This window comes from Clostridium beijerinckii, from assembly GCF_036699995.1.
GTDB lineage: Bacteria > Bacillota > Clostridia > Clostridiales > Clostridiaceae > Clostridium > Clostridium helianthi.
Genome location: NZ_CP144906.1, coordinates 5,037,036 through 5,057,928, shown reverse-complemented (window position 1 = coordinate 5,057,928; position 20,893 = coordinate 5,037,036). Strand labels below are relative to the sequence as shown.

At 31.3% G+C, this 20,893-nt stretch carries 12 protein-coding genes; 8 read left to right on the top strand and 4 right to left on the bottom strand.

The window, feature by feature from the left end:
- The first annotated feature begins 173 nt into the window (after positions 1-173).
- From PZA12_RS22865 to PZA12_RS22855, 3 genes are all read left to right on the top strand, one after another.
- Positions 174-3,491, top strand: a complete 3,318-nt coding sequence (locus PZA12_RS22865) for an Ig-like domain-containing protein (protein WP_103698821.1) — start codon at positions 174-176, stop codon at positions 3,489-3,491.
- A gap of 91 nt (positions 3,492-3,582) precedes the next feature.
- A complete protein-coding gene (locus PZA12_RS22860; RefSeq protein WP_103698820.1) occupies positions 3,583-4,650 on the top strand; it encodes an InlB B-repeat-containing protein in 1,068 nt (355 codons plus the stop codon).
- A gap of 291 nt (positions 4,651-4,941) precedes the next feature.
- On the top strand, positions 4,942-5,814 hold the full coding sequence (locus PZA12_RS22855; protein WP_103698819.1) for a glycerophosphodiester phosphodiesterase: 873 nt from the start codon (positions 4,942-4,944) through the stop codon (positions 5,812-5,814).
- A gap of 271 nt (positions 5,815-6,085) precedes the next feature.
- On the opposite strand, the gene PZA12_RS22850 is transcribed toward PZA12_RS22855, so the two are convergent.
- The 3 genes from PZA12_RS22850 to PZA12_RS22840 all read right to left on the bottom strand — a co-directional run bounded on the left by PZA12_RS22850 (position 6,086) and on the right by PZA12_RS22840 (position 12,552).
- Positions 6,086-8,035: an N-acetylmuramoyl-L-alanine amidase family protein gene (locus PZA12_RS22850; protein WP_078114332.1), complete on the bottom strand. Its 1,950-nt coding sequence runs from the start codon at positions 8,033-8,035 to the stop codon at positions 6,086-6,088.
- Between the two features lie 315 nt (positions 8,036-8,350).
- Entirely contained in the window at positions 8,351-10,141 is a 1,791-nt protein-coding gene (locus PZA12_RS22845) for an N-acetylmuramoyl-L-alanine amidase family protein (protein WP_017212101.1), read from the bottom strand.
- A gap of 530 nt (positions 10,142-10,671) precedes the next feature.
- Positions 10,672-12,552 carry an N-acetylmuramoyl-L-alanine amidase family protein gene (locus tag PZA12_RS22840; protein ID WP_207129642.1) on the bottom strand — a complete coding sequence of 627 codons (1,881 nt, stop codon included), beginning with the start codon at positions 12,550-12,552 and terminating at the stop codon, positions 10,672-10,674.
- Between the two features lie 452 nt (positions 12,553-13,004).
- Between PZA12_RS22840 and PZA12_RS22835 the strand changes: the two genes are divergently transcribed.
- Positions 13,005-14,600: a peptide chain release factor 3 gene (locus tag PZA12_RS22835; RefSeq protein ID WP_103698909.1), complete on the top strand. Its 1,596-nt coding sequence runs from the start codon at positions 13,005-13,007 to the stop codon at positions 14,598-14,600.
- 118 nt (positions 14,601-14,718) lie between these two features.
- Here PZA12_RS22835 and PZA12_RS22830 read toward each other — a convergent pair whose 3' ends face one another.
- The gene (locus tag PZA12_RS22830) at positions 14,719-15,195 is read right to left on the bottom strand and encodes a PTS sugar transporter subunit IIA (RefSeq protein WP_103698910.1); all 477 of its coding nucleotides are present in this window, start codon (positions 15,193-15,195) and stop codon (positions 14,719-14,721) included.
- Positions 15,196-15,628: 433 nt separating this feature from the next.
- Here PZA12_RS22830 and PZA12_RS22825 point away from each other — a divergent pair, with 433 nt between their 5' ends.
- The 4 genes from PZA12_RS22825 (at position 15,629) to PZA12_RS22810 (ending at position 20,814) form a co-directional block, all read left to right on the top strand.
- Positions 15,629-17,191, top strand: coding sequence for an alpha-glucoside-specific PTS transporter subunit IIBC (locus tag PZA12_RS22825; RefSeq protein WP_077867898.1), 1,563 nt, complete (start codon positions 15,629-15,631; stop codon positions 17,189-17,191).
- Positions 17,192-17,710: 519 nt separating this feature from the next.
- Entirely contained in the window at positions 17,711-19,045 is a 1,335-nt protein-coding gene (locus tag PZA12_RS22820; RefSeq protein ID WP_087702366.1) for a 6-phospho-alpha-glucosidase, read from the top strand.
- Between the two features lie 253 nt (positions 19,046-19,298).
- Positions 19,299-20,090: a MurR/RpiR family transcriptional regulator gene (locus tag PZA12_RS22815; protein WP_077854080.1), complete on the top strand. Its 792-nt coding sequence runs from the start codon at positions 19,299-19,301 to the stop codon at positions 20,088-20,090.
- Complete coding sequence (locus PZA12_RS22810) at positions 20,068-20,814, top strand: MurR/RpiR family transcriptional regulator (protein ID WP_012060856.1); 747 nt, start codon at positions 20,068-20,070, stop codon at positions 20,812-20,814. Before PZA12_RS22815 ends, PZA12_RS22810 begins: the two co-directional genes overlap by 23 nt.
- Positions 20,815-20,893: the final 79 nt, after the last annotated feature.

Below are 20,893 nucleotides of genomic sequence, written 5' to 3'. Positions count from 1 at the left end.
AATAAGATAAATTTAGGAATATTATTTGGATAATTGTGTGATAAGAATTCAATTGTTCAAAAGTACATATTATCTCTGCTAAATTTTATTCTAATAGTTGTTTGAATTATGGTAAGACAAAAGTACTTTTTAATATAAGGTACTATGAAAAATATAAGATAGGGGTAGATTTGATGAAATGGAAGTTTATAAATAAAATAATTTCAGCAATTACCGTTTCTATGACATTATTCACTCTAATTCCATTAAGGGCTTCAGCCGAATGGGTAAATGATTATCAAGGGAATTTTTATTATATGCAAGATAATCAAAAAGTTACAGGATGGAAGAGGATTGACGGACAGATATATTATTTTGATGGAAATGGGAAAATGCAAACAGGATGGATCAAAGCAGGCTCTTCATGGTACTTCTTGCAAAATGATGGAGCACTGAAAACTGGGTGGATTAATTATAATAAGAAGTGGTATTATGCAGATTCAAGTGGTGTAATTCAAACAGGAATTGTTAATATCTCAGGAAAAGTTTATATTTTTGACGATAACGGAGCGATAAAGACAAATAATACAGTTATAAATGGAGAGTTTTACACTATTGGTTCTGATGGAGAAGTCGTTGGAACTAAAATGCCAACTCCAGAAAAAGAGTATGATGATTCAGGAAATTGCATTCAGGTATTGAAGAATACTGACAATAAGGTAATTACCTCTCCAACTGACTCGAAATTTAATGAAGTTATTGAGGATAAAACTGAATCAGATGGCAATCCAAATGAAGGAAGAAGCTTTAAAGTTTTACTTAAAGATTCAGATGGATCAGAGCTTAAAACTAAAACTGTTAAATATGGTAAGTCATTTGACTTATATAAGCCAACTAAGGATGGACGTGTTTTTGCAGGATGGAATGCTAAAAGCAATGGATCTGGAAAGAGCTACGATGCAGATGATAGTATAAAAGTAGAAGAAGATATAATATTATATGCACAATGGAAAGAAGATACATCAGTTTATGTAGAAGATATTAATATAAAAGGAAACTCAAATGTTACTGTAAATAAATCAGTTACAATGACAGCAGAAGTATCACCAAGTAATGTTACTAATGCAGATGTGACATGGTCTGTTTCTGATGAAACTGGAAAAGCAACTATTGATAGCAATGGAGTATTGACTGGAGTATCAGCTGGTACAGTTATGGTGAAGGCAACTGCAAAGGACGGCTCTGATGTAAGTGGAACAAAAGAAGTTACAGTTACAAACACAGATGTAGTGGTTCCGGTAAGTAAGGTTACAGTAAGCGGACAAGCAGGAGAATCAACAATAACAACCGATGGAGGAACTCTTCAAATGAAGGCAAGTGTGTCTCCAGAAGATGCAACTAATCAGGCTGTAACTTGGGAAGTTCAAAATAATACAGGAAGCGCATCTATTGATTCTTCAACTGGGCTTTTAAAGGCAATATCTAATGGAACAGTTACAGTAAAAGCAACTTCAAATAATAATGTTGTTGGAAGTATGACAGTAACGATAAGCGGACAAAGTACAAAGATATTGGTAACCGATATGGAGATTACTACAACTAAAACTGATTTTGCAATTACAGAAGATGGTGGAACATTACAATTGAACTTAAATATAACTCCAACTACTGCAACTAATAAATCAGTAAAATGGTCGATTAAGTCTGGAGAAGACAAAGCGACAATTAATAGTTCAACTGGACTTTTAAAGGCGGTAACAAATACAAATGGAACACCAGTAACTGTACAAGCAGAAGCATTAGATGGTAGTGGAGTAGTTGCGACTAAAGATGTTACTATAAGTGGTCAAAAAATTAAGGTTTCTAAAATTACTATAGATGGACCAGATTCAGTAACAGGAACTGGGAAGGTAACTATGGATAAAACTGTATTACCAAAGGATGCAACTAATGGCTCGGTAATATGGTCTGTTGAGAATAATACAGGAAGTGCTACAATTGATGCTAATACCGGTGAATTAACTCCAAAGTCAAATGGAAAAGTAACAGTAAAAGCTACTGCTGTGGATGGATCAGGTATCAGCGATACGATAGAAGTTACTATAAGTGGTATAGACAATAATATACCTGCAACCAAGATTAATATAGCAACAAAAGATGGAGCGGCTTTATCAATAACAGAAGATGATGGAACACTTGGATTGATAGCTAGTTTATTGCCAAGTTATTCTACAACGACATCAGAAGCTGTAAATTGGGAAGTTATTAGTGGAAGTGATGGCGGAAGTGCTAAGATTGAAGGTGGAACAGTAGGAAGTTCTATAAATATAAAAGGAGTGACTAATGGAACAGTTACAGTAAAAGCAAGTGTAGTAAATGCAGATGGCACAACCGCAATTGGAAGTGCAACTGTAAGAATAGCTGGACAAATTACAAATGTAACAGACATAATAATAAGTCCTGATGAAGCTCCAGAAGTAGTGGTCGGTGGAACATTGCAGATGAGCGCTAGTGTAGAGCCAAATAATGCAACATATCAATCAGTGAACTGGTCTGTTTCTAATGGAACTGGAACAGCAACAATTACTTCTTCGGGAGTCTTAACAGGAGTATCCTCTGGAGATGTTAAGGTGATAGCTACTGCAGATAATGGCAAGGGAATTAGTAAATATATAACAGTAAAAGTAATTCCACAAGTTAAAATTACTAAAATTACAGTTAATGCGCCAGATGGAAGTGGAAATGAAATAGCGGATGGCGGAACATTAAAAATGACTGCAAGTTTTGAACCAACAGGGGCAACTAGTAAAAGTGTGACTTGGTCAGTAACGCCTGGAACAGGAAAAGCAACAGTTGATAGCAATGGGCTATTAAGCGCAGTATCAAATGGAACGGTTACTGTAAATGCAACTGCAACAGATGGATCAAAAGTTGTGGGAAGTCTGCCTATAACTATAAGTGGTAAAGTAGGGACAATAACTGTAACAGGAACAGGAAATATTTCTACAATAGTTATTCCAAATGGTACATTACAAATGCTAGCAACGGTGGGGCCAACAGATGCAGTTAATAAAGCAATAACTTGGTCAGTAACGCCTGTAACAGGAAAAGCAACAATTGATAGTAATGGAATTTTAACTGCAGTATCAAATGGAACGGTTACTGTAAACGCAGCTGCGACAGACGGGTCTGGAATTGTCGGACAGTCAGTTGTAACAATAAATGCAGCATCTGGAATTACAATAAATCAATCAAGTAATACAGTAGCTGTTGGAAACACAGTGAAATTGACTTCAGTTATAAGCCCAACTAGTGTAACAGGTAAAAAAGTGATATGGTCTATAAGTAATATAGACGGAACAAATACGGATCTTGCGACTATTAATTCAACTGGAGATTTAACAGCAGATTTAACAGCTTTAAAACAAGGCAGCGTTAATATAAAAGCAACTCTTGATGATGGATCAGGAATATCAGTTACAAAAACAATAATAATAAATCCAAATAGTTAAAGAGTGTATAAAATACTAAAGGAAAAATGGTCAAGTTGTAGTTTTATGACTTGACCAAATAATTAGGAAAGATAAGGGGGAGAACTTAATTGTGAAGTATGAATATTTAAGGAAATCTATTGCAGTAAGTCTTGCTATTTCATCATTAATTACTGTAGCTCCAGTAAAGTCTTTAGCTGCATGGATTGAAAACTATGATGGGAGTTGGAGTTATGCAGATATATATGGTTATGCTAATGGAGGATGGAAGCAAATAAACGGAATTTGGTATTACTTTGATTCTTATGGATTAATGAGAACTGGATGGATTCTTGACAACGGAGAGTGGTATTATACTGATCTAAGTGGAGTAATGCAAACAGGTGTAATTCAAATAGAAGGAAAGATTTATATATTTTCAGAAAACGGTGCAATGCAGAAGGGAACTTCTATTATAAATGGAAGGATCTATAACCTTGATGATAGTGGGGCTTGTATAGGAAGTGATTATCCAATACCGACTAAAAGTTTTGATTATTATGGAAATAATACACTTCCATATGTACCAAATCAAATAATTGATGAGGACTCAAAAATGTCAAAGGATATTCCTACAGACCCTTCAAAGGAAGTAAAAAAACAATATAAAGTTAAGTTTAAAGATCCTGAGGCTGAGGACGATGATGATGAGTTACTTAGGACAAAAACTGTTGATGAAGATACAATGCTTACTTTGTATAAACCAGTTAAGAATGGGTATACTTTCATTGAATGGAATACAAAAAGTGATGGTGATGGTTCAAGCTACGAGTATGATGATAGAATAAAAATAACTAAAGATATCACATTATATGCTCAGTGGAAGAAAAATGAAGACACAGGTGGTGAAACTACTACAAAAGTAGAAAATATAGTAGTTTTAGGACCTATTTCTGGAACTACAGAGATAAGTTCAATAACTACTAAGGGTGGAAGTTTACAAATGAGTAAAAAGGTATATCCTACTAATTCGGATAATCAAAAAGTAAAGTGGCTAGTTGTAAACGAGGATGGATCAGCAACAATAAGTGATACTGGTAAGCTAACAGCGATATCAAATGGAAAAGTTATTGTAAAAGCAGTTGCAACTGATGGCTCAGGAGTTATAGGAACTAAAGAAATAAAAATAAGTGGTCAATAAAAAGTATGTATAAACCTGCACAAGAATATGCTTGGAACAAACTTATTCTTGGCAGGTATTTTTTACATTTAAAATTCTACTTATCTAAGTATTTAATCAGAATAAAATGCAGAAATTAAACTATAAATATATTTAAAATATAATAAATATAGAGTGTGTTATTATAAATTATTTTTAATTAAGAATCATGAAACTAATATTCATTATGGTAATATAGTTATGTTTAGTGTAAGATATGTATATTAGGGGAATTGTGTAAGATAAATTATATTTTAACAAGGGGGGAATAACTTGAAGATTTTAAATATTGCGCATAGAGGTTATAGTGGAAAGTTTGATGAGAATACAATGTTGGCATTTAAAAAAGCGATTGAGTATAATGCTGATGGAATAGAGGCAGATGTTCAGCTTTCTAAGGATGGAGTTCCAATTATACTTCATGATGAGACTTTAGATAGAACTACAAATGGACATGGCTTTGTTAAAGATTATACTCTAGATGAACTAAAGATATTTAGAACTAAAAGTGTACCGGAAATTCAACTTTTAAAGAATGATTCTTTGCAGGAAATGGCACATTTAAAGTTAAATATGACAACAGAAAGAAACTATGAGGAAGGTAAACAAGTCGGTAGCTATAAGGTTGGTAAATATACTATGGAAGAAGTAGAATATTTTCAAAACAGAGGTGGAGAGGAAATACCAACTCTGCGAGAACTATTAGAGCTTGTTGCAGACTCTGATTTGAAAGTATTAAATTTGGAACTTAAGAATAGTGTCATAGAATATAAAGGTCTAGAGAAAAAAGTTTTGTCTATGATTGATGAATATAATTTAAGAGATAAGGTTATAATATCAAGCTTTAATCATACTAGTTTAGTAAAAGTAAGAAAACTTGAGAATAACAAAAAGATCACTTTAGGTGCTCTGACAGAAACTATACTAGTTAATGTACCTAAATATTTGAAAGCCATTTCTGTTGATTGTTATCATCCTCATTTTTCAAGTATATTAAACGAAGAATATATTAAAGAAATTAAAGATGCAGGAATAAAAGTAAATCCATATACGGTTAATAGTTTAGTTGATATGAAAAAGGTGATAATGGTTGGAGTAGATAGTATAATTACGAATGAAGTTGAACTTTTAAATACATTATTATAAAAGTTTTTAATATTAGGAAATTATAATTTAGGGTAACCTCCAAAATAACTATGATCAATAATTTAAAGATTATATTTACTTTTATGTAAACGAAATTATATTAGATTTAGAATTTGAATCCTGTTATATTAAAATGTAAGGCTGTCTCCAAAAGTATCTATTTCTTTTGAGACAGCCTTGTTATAGTAAACCTAGGAGAGGTTTAAAAGAGCATATTATTTAGGTTAATATATTACGTATATTATTAAGCGTATAGTTTATATCTGATAATTTATACCCAAGCACCGCTTGCAGATAATCTATATCCGTTAATTACTGTATTAGCGGCCATAGCACCATTTGAATATAGATAGTACCAAGTTCCATTATCATTTAACCAGCCAGTTTGCATAGCACCAGAACCGTTTAAGAAATACCAAGTACCATTAACGTTAGCCCAGCCAGTAGCCATAGCACCCGATTGATTTAAATAGTACCAAGTTCCATTTAAATTCAACCAACCAGTAGCCATAGCACCTGACGAATTCAAGTAGTACCAAGTTCCATTTAAGTTTAACCAGCCAGTAGCCATAACACCATCAGCTTTTAAATAGTACCAAGTTCCGTTTAGGTTTAACCAACCAGTAGCTTTAGTTCCATCTTCTTTATTATAAGTCCAAGTTCCATCAGTAGCTTGCACCCATCCTGTTTTTACTACTGGAGTATCATCAGGATCACTATTAGACTGTTTTCCACCAATTATTGAATATACATCATCGTCTTGGCTCCAAGCAACGATATTATCTTTATCATAAACTGAGAATTCATCAAATGATCCGTCTACTCTGTATACTTTGTCCCAATCATCAGTATTATCAAATTTGTAGATATATCCACCATCTAATCTCCAAAGATTTCCGTCAACATCTGTTTGAACAGCAGCACCTTGGTTTTTGCTGTTTTCACAATCTTCTTTGCTTTGATCTTCCTCATCAGCGTAATAGAATCCGCTGCTTGATTTTAATGTATAAGCTCTAACAGTAACTTTATCATTATTATTAATTTCAGAATTGTAAGCTATAAGTTTTCCTCCAGCTACAGTATAGTTAGTTGTAGTAACTATATTACCTGAAGTATTTATAAATAATTCCTCAGCATCTAACTTTTTACCATCTTTATCAGAAAGTGCGTAAGTAGTTACAGTTTTAGCATATTTAGCGTCATCAACATCACCAGAAGCTTGAGTTTTTGAAATTTTTTGAATAGCTTTGAAAGATACAACTTGTCCGTTGTTTTCAACTTTAAATATATCATTGCTATTATTTGGATCAATTTTAACACCATTTATTTCACTAATTGTGGCAGCCGCACCAGTAGTAATAGTTACCTTTACAGTTGCAAGTCTATATATATAATCTTTATCTTGTGCCAATACTCTATCTTGAACAACACTTGCACTTAATTTATCAGATCCACTAATATTAGTTCCATTAATAATTCCATCAGCTGCATCGTAAGCGTCGTTTGTGTTCTCTATTGTATCTGTCTTTGTTAATGTAGTACCTGAAGCACTTGAAGCAGTTGTTGTAACCTTAACTTTACCTAAGTTATAGTCCGCATCAATGTAATTACCTTTTTCGTCAGTAAATACATTAAATATTTGATGGGCTGCATCCAATCCATTTAATCCATTAACATTTTTATCTATAGATTTTTGAGCGGCTTTATATTGTGTATAATACCAAACTTTATTATACTTTGCTCCTGGAATTAAATCGAATAGGTCACCATGATTTGAATCTTTAATAGTATTTGCTTCAGTTTCGTTATATCTATCATCTGTATCATCTTTTATTTTTTTTCTTAAAGCAGCAGCTGCATCATCTTCGGTATCACCTTTAATGTCGTCATCAGTTACAGTACCCTTATCTAAATCAACAGTGTAGTCTCCGTCTGATATATCTAAATATTTTTCTCCAAATAGAACTGCGTCATCTCCTGAATCAACATCTTCCAATTTATTAAATTTACCGTTAGCTAAATAGTAAGCTTCTTCATCATCATTGATTTCCCCATCAATATAAGCTCTACCATCCTTATATGCTATTGCATTATAGATAGTCCCATCATCAGCGCTAATTCTTTTTATCTCAGCAGCATTAACGCCACTAAAAGGTACTAATGAAGCAACTGTTGCTGCTGCTACTAATAGTGATGTTACCTTTCCCATTCCTCTTATCATAATATTGTCCTCCTCTTATGAAAATAAAATTTAATAGTATTTAAGCTAATTAAAATATTTAGCTAATAGTTATGAATGAATAATCAATTAAATGTAATATTATTAATATACAGGTAAGATTTTGTCATTCACTATAATATACAACTCTTTAAACAGTACTTGGTACTTTTTTAAGTGGTAAATTTTCTTAAGATTTTCTTAACGTGTCTTAAGAAAATCTTAAGGAGGTTGATTTTATAAATAAGATCTGAATATCGAATGAAAGAAGAGCTATACCAAATAGATTTTGATATAGCCCAATTATTAAGATATCCTCTATCTAATCCAAGCGCCTGAAGCATTTAATTTATATCCATCAACAATTGTGTTAGATAACATTGAACCTGATGCGCTTAGATAGTACCAAGTTCCATTATCATTTAACCAACCAGTCTTTATAGCACCTGATGATTGTAAGTAATACCAAGTTCCATTATCATTCAACCAGCCAGTTTTCATGGCACCTGACCCAGTTAAGAAATACCAAGTTGATCCATCTTTGAGCCAGCCAGTAGCCATGATACCATCTGCTTTAATATAGTACCAAGTTCCGGAATCATTAACCCATTGTCCTTTTAATTGAGTTCCATTAGTGTTGTAGAAAGTCCATCCTGCATCAGTCTTAACCCATCCTTTGTTTACTACAGGAGTTGTTGGTTCAGCTGGGGTTGTTGGAATTGTCTCTTTTCCACCTATTACCGAATAAACTTCATTATTCTTATTCCAAGTTACGATATTATTATCATCGTAAACTGACATTTGATCAAAAGAACCATCTACCTTATACACTTTTGTCCAGTCTTCATTATTATCCCACTTATAGATATATCCGGCGTCTAATCTCCAAAGGTTTCCGCTTACATCTGTATCAACAGCACTTTTAGAACCATTTACTTTAACATCTTCACTTGATTCATCAGCTAAATCAACATAATAATATCCATTTTTTGACGTTAATGTTGCTGTTCTAACTTTTAAATTTGAACTATTAGCTGTATATCCGACTAATTTCCCGTTAGCAATAGTATACTTATCATAGGAAAAAGACTCATTTTTTCCGTCCTTATCAGAAATAACATAAGTTGTTACTGATTTAGCGTACTTAGCTCCATCAATGTTACCTGAAGCTTGTGATTTTGATATCTTTTGAATTACATTGAAACTTACTGTACTAGTGCCAGAACCCAATGTGCTATTGTTTACAGTAAATGTATGCCCGTTATCAACAGTAACATCCATTCCATTTATTTTAGTTATTTTAGCTCCATTAGCAGCATTCACAGTAATTTTGGCTGTTCTATAAATATAGCTACTATCTTGTCCAATGATTTTTCCTGTAGAAGTATCAACGCTTGCTGATATTTTATCTTTTCCTGTAATAGAATTAGTGCCATCAGCATCATAAGTATCGTCTGTGTTAGCTACAGTTATTGTTTTGGATGTAGATGAAGATGCAACTGTAGTTACTTTTAGTGATCCTAAATTATAATCAGCATCAATGTAGTTCCCTTGAGTATCAGTATATACATTTAATTTAGTAATTGCCCCATTTGTTGAATTGTCTTTTGAATATTCAAATTTATACCATGGATCTGAAAATTTATTCCCTGGAAGCTCTGCATTCGTTAATTTTTGGATTGTTTCGGCTTCAGCTTTATTGAATCTTCCATCGTTATCTTTTTTCAGATTCTTTCTTAGGGTTGAAGCGGCATCATCTTCTGCATTTTCTTTTATAGATTCATCAGTTACAGAACCGTTATCTAAATTAATGAAATAATCACCATTTTCTACGTTCACATATTTAGAACCGTAGATTTCAGAAGAGGATCCACTATCAATATCTGATAGATTATTGTATTTACCGTTTGCTAAGTAGTAAGCAGCTTCATCCTTGTTATTAATTTCTCCATCAATATAAAATTTACCATCTTTGTATGCTGTTGCGCTGTATATAGTACCTTCTTGTGAGTCGATTTTTTTATAATCAGCCGCATGAGCAGGCACTATTGAAATAATAGCAGCTGCAGCTACTAGTAGTGATGTTGCATTAGTTAATCTTTTTAGCATAATTTATCCTCCATTTTATATAATATTTTATTTAAATATTTTTTTATTTTTTCGAAATTAAAAGTGATATTTAACTTTTTCGCTATATTATACAAAATATATGTGAAAATTTTGGTACTCTTTTTGGAAAAATATCAAAATTATAAGAAAATTAAGGGTAATGATGATTCGTATTTTAATATAATATACATTCCTTTAAGTATTATTAGGTAACTTTTACTTTGGCTTGACGTGATATCTGTATATAAAATCTAGTGTGAGTTTATAAATGATAATTAATTAGAAATATAGAATAGGTTATGAAGTTCTGAGATCAATAAAGAATTTAAGGTGAAAATAGTGTTATATAGGAATAGAAAAATTAGAGAAGTATGAAATATATGCAGTTAGGGATCAATTTAGATATAGAAATATTATTGTTTATAGCATAAAAAATAACAAGGTAAGCTATACCATCGTTTAGATAAGGATGTATATAAACGACAGTATAGAAAACCTTGTCCTTTTATAAAGGAATAATTAGATTAAAACTATCTAATCCAAGCTCCATTAGAGCCTAATACATAACCATCAACAGTTGTGTTATATAACATAGCCCCTGATGAATTTAAATAATACCAAGTTCCATTATCATTTAACCAACCAGTAGCCATAGCTCCTGATGAATTTAAATAGTACCAAGTTCCATTTAAGTTTAACCAGCTAGTAGCCATAGCTCCTGATGGATTTAAGTAATACCAAACTCCATTTAAGTTTAACCAACCAGTAGCCATAACACCATCAGTGTTTAAATAATACCAAACTCCATTTAAGTTTAACCAGCCAGTAGCCTTAGTTCCATCTTCTTTATTATAAGTCCAAGTTCCATCAGCAGCTTGTACCCATCCTGCAGTTGTAGTTGGAGGATTAGTGTTATTATCATCAGAAGATTTTCCTCCTATTAATGAATAAACATCATCATCTTCACTCCAAGCAGCTATATTGTCTTTATCATAGACTGAAAGCTCATCAAAAGATCCATCGACTTTGTAAACTTTGTCCCAATCATCTGTATTATCAAATTTATAGATATATCCACCATCTAATCTCCATAGGTTTCCATCAACGTCTGTTTGAACAGCTGATGTCTTATCATCTTGAGAACTTACTTCACAATCTTCTTTACTTTCATCTTCTTCGTCGGCGTAGTAGTATCCACCTTTTGTTTTTAATGAATATGCTCTGACAACAACTTTTTTATACTCATTCATTTCTGTATTGTAGGCTATAAGTTTTCCGTTAGCTACAGTAAATTTAGTATCTTCATTGATAGTGCCATCAGTATTTAGGAATAAGTCTTTAGCATCTAGGTTTTTACCATCTTCATCAGAAAGTGCATAAGTAGTTACAGTTTTTGCATATTTAGCTCCATCAACATCATCAGAGTCTTGAGCCTTGGATATTTTTTGAATAGCCTTGAATGATACAGTTCTTCCATCATTTTCAACTTTAAATATTTGTGGTTTGTCGTTTGGGTTTGTTGGGTTAAGTTCAACACCATTTATTTCACTTATTCTAGCAGTAACACCAGCACCAGTAGTTACATTTACTTTTATAGTTGCAAGTCTATAAATATAATCATCATCTTGTGTCAATATTTTATCTTGGGAAACACTTGCAGTTAGTGCATCATCCTTACCAGCAGCATCGTATTTATCATTAGTATTTTCTATTGTTTCTGTTTTAGGTGATGCACCACTAGCAGTGGTTGTAACCTTAACTTTTCCTAAGTTATAGTCAGCATCAATGTAGCCACCTTTTGTGTCAGTATAAACATTAAAAAATTGTTTTGATGCATCTGTTCCTTTTAATCCATTAACATTATCATTCACAGCCTTATCTGCTGCTTTATACTGTGTATAATACCAAGGAGATTTATATTTAGCGCCTGGAAGTATATTTAATTTAGTTAAATCTTCAGTATCATCTTTATTTTCGTCTATCATGTTTTTTGCAAAGTCTTCATCATATCTGTCATCAGTATCGTCCTTAATTTTTTTTCTTAAATCTCCGGCAGCATCGTCGGCTATATCACCTTTGGTATCATCATCAGTTACACTACCTTTATCTAAGTCTACAGTGTAATCACCATCGTCTATATCAAGATATTTTTCTCCGAATAAATCAGCATCGTCTCCTGAATCTACATCTTCTAATTTATTAAACTTTCCATTAGATACATAATAAGCTTCTTCGTCATCATTAATTTCTCCATCCACAAAGAACTTACCATCTTTGTAAGCTACTGCATTATATACAGTGCCATCATCTGAATCAATTTTCTTTACATCTGCAGCATATGCAGGAACTAAAGACATAACTGAAGCAGCTGCCACTAATAAAGATGTAATTTTGGTTGCTCTTTTAAACATAATTTTTTTCCTCCCTAATAATTAAAAATTTAATATAAAAATAAAATTTGTTAACAAAACTTATAATTTCATCTAAAAGTTTTGAAACTAACAGAAACTAATATAATATGATTTAGTTTATGTTCCATTAAATCATTATATAGTAAAAAAGTGACAAAAATGTTATGAAAATATAAATTTAATCTAAACAAATAATTAAATTTTTGTTACTATTTACTTTTTGTTTTTATAATTAATCTTATTTAACAGATTAGTTTATCTGGCATTAATAAAGGACAGGCTCAAGTAAATATACTGCATAAAGTGTACATAATATATTTCATATGATATAATAATTTAGTTAATAATGAAGTAGTATAAGTATATATAAATGAAGTTATAAATTTTAAATAAAGCTATATAGGTTTTATCATTTTAAAATAATGATATATAAAATTTAGGAGGATTTAGCGTTGGCTGATTATATAAAAGAAATAGAGAAAAGAAGAACCTTTGCAATTATATCTCACCCTGATGCAGGTAAAACTACACTTACAGAAAAGTTTTTATTATATGGAGGAGCTATTAGACTTGCAGGTTCTGTTAAAGCCAGAAAGGCATCTAAGCATGCAGTTTCTGACTGGATGGAAATCGAAAAGCAAAGAGGTATCTCAGTTACTTCTTCAGTTATGCAATTTAACTATAATAATCACTGTATTAACATATTAGATACTCCAGGTCACCAAGACTTCTCAGAAGATACATATAGAACTCTTATGGCTGCAGACTCAGCAGTTATGGTTGTAGATGCTGCTAAGGGTATAGAAGATCAAACAAGAAAGTTATTCCACGTTGCTTCTTTAAGAGAAATGCCAATTTTCACATTTATAAATAAGATGGATAGAGAGGCTAAAGATCCATTCCAATTATTAGATGATATTGAAAATGAACTTGGAATTAAAACTTATCCAATGAATTGGCCAATTGGTTCCGGTAAGGAATTCAAAGGAGTATATGAAAGAGACAATAACAGAATTATAGCTTTCAATGGTGGAAATCACGGTCAAAATGAAGTTGAAGCAATAGAAGGTTCACCAGATGATCCTAAGTTTAGAGAAATATTGGGAGATGCTCTTCACGATAAATTAATGGAAGATATTGAGCTTTTAGATATTGCTGGAGATGAATTAGATTTAGATGTTGTACGTCGTGGAGAATTAACACCAGTATTTTTTGGATCAGCATTAACTAACTTTGGTGTGGAACCATTCTTGGAACATTTCTTAGAAATGACTACATCACCACTTGCTAGAAATTCAAGTGGTGGAACTATTGATCCATTTGATGATAAGTTCTCTGCTTTTGTATTTAAAATTCAAGCAAATATGAATAAGGCTCATAGAGATAGAATCGCATTTATGAGAATTTGTTCAGGTAAATTTAATAAAGGTGAAGATGTATACCACATGCAAGGTGGAAAGAAGATTAAATTAGCTCAACCACAACAATTTATGGCTCAAGATAGAGAAATTGTTGAAGAAGCTTATGCAGGAGATATAATCGGTGTATTTGATCCAGGTATATTTTCAATTGGAGATACACTATGTGCACCATCAAAGAAATTTAAATTTGAAGGAATTCCAACCTTTGCACCAGAACATTTTGCAAGAGTAAGACCAGTAGATACTATGAAGAGAAAACAATTTATAAAAGGTGTTTCTCAAATCGCCCAAGAAGGAGCAATTCAAGTATTTAAGGAAATTCATATTGGTATGGAAGAAATCATAGTTGGAGTTGTTGGTGTGCTTCAATTTGAAGTATTGGAATACAGATTAAATAGTGAATATAATGTTGATGTTAAAATGGATAGATTAGATTACAGATATGTAAGGTGGATTGAAAATAAAGATGTTAACATGGATTCATTAAACTTAACTTCCGATACTAAGAAGGTTAAAGATTTTAAGGATAGAAATCTTCTTATATTCCAAAATGACTGGGGTATAAGCTGGGCGCTAGAACATAATAAGGGAATAATCTTATCTGGTGTAGGAAAAAGTGAAGAATAATAATTAGATGAATACAATCTAATAAAAAATAAATTATAAATAAAAAAATCCCAATAGGGATTTTTTTACTTATAGCTGATTTATAACCATAATATAAAGTTTTTTGATTTGATGTTTTTTACAATTTGCATTCCATAACTATATCTTTACCATGACAAACTTCTTTATTAAGAATTGGATTTAATTCTTTTAATTTATCAGGGTTAGCTACTAAGACTGGTGTTATTAGTGATATGCCTTTTGACTCAATAAATGATCTGTCCAGTTTTAAAATAGGTGTACCAGCAGTTACTTTAGTATTAACAGATTTTAAGATTTCAAATCCTTCACCATTTAATGAAACAGTTTCTAAGCCTACATGAACTAATAATTCAATTCTATTACTAGTGGTTATTGCAAAAGCGTGTCCACTATCCATTATTAATGATATAGTACCGTCACAAGGTGCAACAACTATATCACCAGTAGAATTAATTGCGATTCCATCACCCGCCATTTTGTCTGCAAATACTGGATCAGGAACTTCGCTTAGATCTATAGTTCTTCCTGAAATAGGAGCAATTATAGTTAATGGTTTTTTAAAAAAATTAAACATAAATATATGACTATATTAAAGATATTTTTAGATATATTCTACTTTATTGGGATATATAAGGAGAAAATATTTCTAAACGATAATCTTCAAAAAGTCATTCACCTCTCTTTCGTGTATTCTAATTATTATATAACGTTAACATAATTACAATGAATTATACTAGTCAACTTTCTTATTGATATGTGTATTCTTAAGTAGAATGCGTAAAATAAAATCACAAGATTCAACTAAGGTGTATTAAGTATAATATAGGTTAATTTTACTTATATTTTATTTAAAAGCAATAGTATTACATAATAGTGTGAAAATTCACGTAAAAAGTGAAAAATTTCATAAAGATTAGTTTAATTCCTAAAGTACTACAGAATATTGATAATGAAAAATGATAATGTTAACATGAAATTGTAGAAAACAGAGAAAGGATGAAGAAAAAATGATGCAGAAAATTCAAAAATTCGGTGGAGCGATGTTTACACCTGTTCTACTTTTTTCATTTGCAGGTATTATAATTGGTATAGGAACATTATTTACTACACAGACAATTATGGGAGGATTAGCAGATCCAAGTAACTTGTGGTTTAAATGCTGGAATGTAGTTTTACAGGGTGGCTGGACTGTATTTAATCAATTACCATTATTATTTGTAGTAGGGCTTCCAATAGGAATGGCAAAAAAGCAAAATGCAAGATGTTGCATGGAGGCATTCGTATTATATTTAACATTTCATTATTTTCTAAGCACTATCATTTCACAGTGGGGCGAATTTTTTGGAGTTGATTTCTCTGCTCAAGTAGGAGGAACTAGCGGTCTCACCATGATAGCCAATATTAAGACATTGGACATGGGAATGATTGGTGCATTACTCATTTCAGGACTTGTAATTTATTTACATAACCGTTTTTTTGATACTGAATTACCAGAATGGTTGGGAACGTTTAGCGGATCTACATTTGTATTTATGATCGGATTCTTTGTTATGATTCCAGTAGCAGTTCTTGCGGCATTTATATGGCCTAAAATTCAACTTGGAATGCATAGTTTTCAAGGTTTTGTAAAAGGTGCAGGGGCATTAGGTGTATGGGTGTTCATCTTCTTAGAACGTGCTTTAATTCCATTTGGATTACATCATATACTGTATTCTCCGTTTTATTATGATAATGTTGTAGTGCCAGGAGGTCTTTATTCTTACTGGGCAACAAAGTTACCAGAAATAGCAGCTTCTAAAGCCTCTTTGAAATCGTTATTACCAGAAGCAGGATTTACAGCTACAGGATACTCTAAAATTTTTGGATGTCCAGGTATTGCATTAGCATTTTATGCAACAGCAAAACCTGAAAAGAGAAAAAAGGTATTGGCGTTACTAATACCTATTACATTAACTGCAATTTTGTGTGGTGTAACAGAACCAATTGAATTTACATTTTTATTTATTTCACCAGTGCTATTTGTAGTACATGCACTACTTGCAGCAACAATTTCAACAACTATGTATATTGTGGGGATTGTAGGAATATTCTCTGGTGGAGCTATTGAAATGGCTTCTTTAAATTGGATTCCTCTAATGGGAAATCATTGGGTCCAATATTTACTCCAGTTTGCTATAGGACTTTGTTTTACAGGAATTTGGTTCATAGTATTTAGGACCTTAATTTTGAAATTTAACTTTAAAACTCCTGGTAGGGAAGATGAAGAAGAAGATATAAAATTTCATTCAAAAGCAGAGTATAGAGAGAAAAAAAGTGATTCAAAAGATAGTAGTAAGTCAGTATTTGCAGAAAATATCTTAGTTGGATTAGGCGGAAGAGATAACATTGTTGATGTTACAAATTGTGCAACTCGTTTAAGAGTAAATGTAAATGATCCATCTCTTTGTAAGGATGATCCTTATTTTAAATCTATTGGAGCTCATGGATGTTCTGTAAATGGAAAATCCTATCAAGTTATTGTTGGATTGAAAGTTGCGCGAGTAAGAGAAGACTTTGAAGCGTTACTGTAAAGATAGTTGGAGAAGTTAAGCTTAAAAATGTATGGTATATAATTTCACTTTTATTTTTATTGATTGAACATTAAAAGCATATAATTCTTGGTTAAAGAATGTCTTAAAAATAAACGGAATAAAGTCTTTTAGTACTATTTCAGGTGGAATTATAGTGATAGATTAGTATGCATTTGCTTATCTGCTAATTTTAGAATTAATATGCAACAAACAATATTTTTAAATAAATTAAAAGCTGATTTCTGCGTAGCAGAGGTCGGCTTTTTATTTTATAAATCATATATCATTGAAGGATTTAGAGTTATGTAAAATCTAGTTTTAAATTTCAACTAGTTAAAAAAATATATAATTTCATAACAGAAATTTCCTGTGAAAAGTCACAGAAAATGTTAAGAAATACACTTGAAATGCTTATTTCCCTAAAGGCTTCATATATATTGTAAGGTACCTTTCTCGGGTGTATTATGTACTCAGAAAAGATAACAAAGCAAAAAATAAGCAGGTTTTGGAGGAAGAAAAATGGCAAAGAAGAAGTATTCAATTACAGTAGCAGGTGGAGGAAGTACGTTTACACCAGGAATTGTACTTATGCTATTAGAACATATGGACAGATTTCCAATTAGATCTATTAAATTTTATGACAATGATGCAAGTAGACAAGAAACTGTAGCAAAGGCATGTGAAATTCACCTAAAAGAACATGCTCCAGAAATTGAATTTGCATATACAACTGATCCAGAAACAGCATTTAGTGATATAGATTTCGTATTAGCTCATATCCGTGTTGGAAAATATGCAATGCGAGAGAAAGATGAGAAGATTCCACTAAAATATGGAGTGGTAGGACAAGAAACTTGTGGACCAGGAGGGATTGCATATGGGATGCGTTCTATTGGAGGAGTTATTGAAATACTAGATTATATGGAAAAATATTCGCCAAATGCTTGGATGTTAAATTATTCAAATCCAGCAGCTATAGTGGCAGAAGCAACAAGAAGATTAAGACCAAACTCAAAAATATTAAATATTTGTGATATGCCAATTGATTTAGAAGAAAAAATGGCAAGTATGTGTGGCCTTAAATCTAGAAAAGAAATGCAAGTATCATATTATGGATTAAACCATTTTGGATGGTGGTCAAAAATTTATGATAAAGATGGAAATGATTTAATGCCACAAATTAAAGAACACATGGCAGCAAATGGATTTGCAGATGCATTATCAGATACAAATCAACATGTAGATGAAAGCTGGGTACACACTTTTCAAAAGGCAAGAGATATATTTGCAGTAGATCCAACAACAATTCCAAACACATATTTAAAATATTATTTATTCTCAGATTATGTGGTGGAAACTTCGAATCCAGAATATACTCGTGCAAATGAAGTAATGGATGGAAGAGAAAAACATGTATTTGGAATATGTAAAAAAATTATTGAAAGTGGTACAAGCAAAGACGGAGGTTTTGAAGTGGATGCACATGCAACATATATTGTAGATTTAGCATGTGCAATAGCTGAAAATACAAGGGAAAGATTCTTACTTATAGTTCCAAATGAAGGTGCTGTAGAAAACTTCGATAGAACTGCAATGGTTGAAATACCATGTATCGTTGGAAGTAATGGTTATGAAAGAATATGTCAAGGAAGTATTCCTCAGTTCCAAAAGGGATTAATGGAACAGCAAGTAAGTGTAGAAAAATTAGCAGTAGAAGCATGGATAGAAGGAAGTTATCAAAAGTTATGGCAATCACTTACTCTTTCGAAGACAGTACCAAGTGCAAGAGTTGCAAAATTAATATTAGATGATTTAATTGAGGCTAACAAAGGTTATTGGCCTGAATTAAAGTAATTAGAATATATTACCTATATCAATAAAAAACAATAGCTTATAAAACTTTATTTATATTATATAAAGAAGAGAAATGAGTTCAAGAGGACTTGTTTCTCTTTTTTTTAGAAAAGATATATTAGCCTTTAGTTTTTATTCCAACTAAATTCCAGAATTAATTCATTGAGTATTTACAATAATAGACAAAAGATAAATTATAGAGTAGAATTTAAAGAAACATGAAACAAAGTAGAAAATAGTGGTGGGGAATATTATGAAACTAGATGAACTTATAAACAAATACCATAAGCAATTAAATGAGAATGATTTATATATTTGGAATTATATTTCTAAGCACCGAAAAGAGTGTGAAACTCTTGCTATAGATCAATTAGCACATAAATGTAATGTTTCTAGAACGACTATTCTTAGATTTTCACAAAAATTATCTCTAAAGGGATATGGGGAATTAAAGGTTTATTTAAAGCTTGATAATGAAAAGTCAAAAGAGAATGTTAGTAATGTAGAAGCTGTTTGTGATGTTTATAATGAAGTAATAAAAAATATAAAAGAAAAGGATTGTACAGATATTTTTGAATTGATTGATAAATCCAGAACACTCTATGTATATGGAATAGGAATGGTACAGTCGTCCATAAAGAAAGAATTTAAGCGCACTTTTTTAACTGCTGGAAAAATATTTTATGACTTAAGCGGTTATACTGAAGCAAATGCTATAGTAGATTTGGCCACAGATGAAGATGTCTTCGTGATTATTTCAGTATCAGGTGAGAATCAATTTATTATGGATTTTGCTAAAAACTTGAAAATTAAAAATATTCCTATTATATCAATAACAAAGTTAAAAGATAATTCTTTAGCTAAATTAAGTGATTATAATCTATATACATCTACAGCTCTTATACCAAGTATCTATAATGACATAGATTTTGAATCTTTAACATCATACTTTATTTTAATTGAAATATTATTTTTGAAATATATGGAATATAAAACACAAAAAAATAAGAAGGAAGAAAAGCATGAAATTGGAAACGTTGATTGATGAAAATTATGAAAAATTAAATGAAAGTGATTTGTATATATGGAAGTATATTTTACACCATAAAAAAGAGTGCCAAACCATGTCAATACAAGAATTAGCTTCTAAATGTAATGTTTCTCATACAACTATTTTACGTTTTACACATAAATTAGGATTACAAGGATATAGTGAAATGAAAATTCATTTAAAATGGGAAGACAAGCAGCGAAATTCATTCGATAATAAAGAAATTGAAAAAACATATAAAGATATTGAGAAGACCATGGAAATTATGAAAGAAAGAGATTTCTACGATGTATTTGAATTAGTTGAGAAGGCAGATAAAATTTATGTTTATGGATCTGGAGCAGTGCAAAAAAATGCAGCAAAAGATTTAAAGCGTAGCATGATTTTTGGCAATAAGTTAATATATGTCATAGAGGGAAGGGAAGAAACTAACATTATTTTAGATGCTTTATCTTCAAAAGATATTTTTTTCTTATTATCTTTATCTGGAAACAATTTATTTATGAATGAGTTTGCGCAAAAGTTAAAGGAAAAAGATGTGAAAATTATTTCTATTACTCAGGTTGGAAATAATGAATTAGCTTCTATCAGTGATATTAGTCTTCAATTCTATACACATCCAATTTCAGTAGGAGAAAATAAAACAAAACTTTATTCAACTACACAATTTTTTCTGATAAATCAAATACTGCTGTTAAAATACTTAGAATATAGATAATTATTTTAAAGCCAACAACAGCTTTATATTTAAGGTAAAACTCGATTCGGGTGGAGTCGTTTGATCTATACCTGAATCT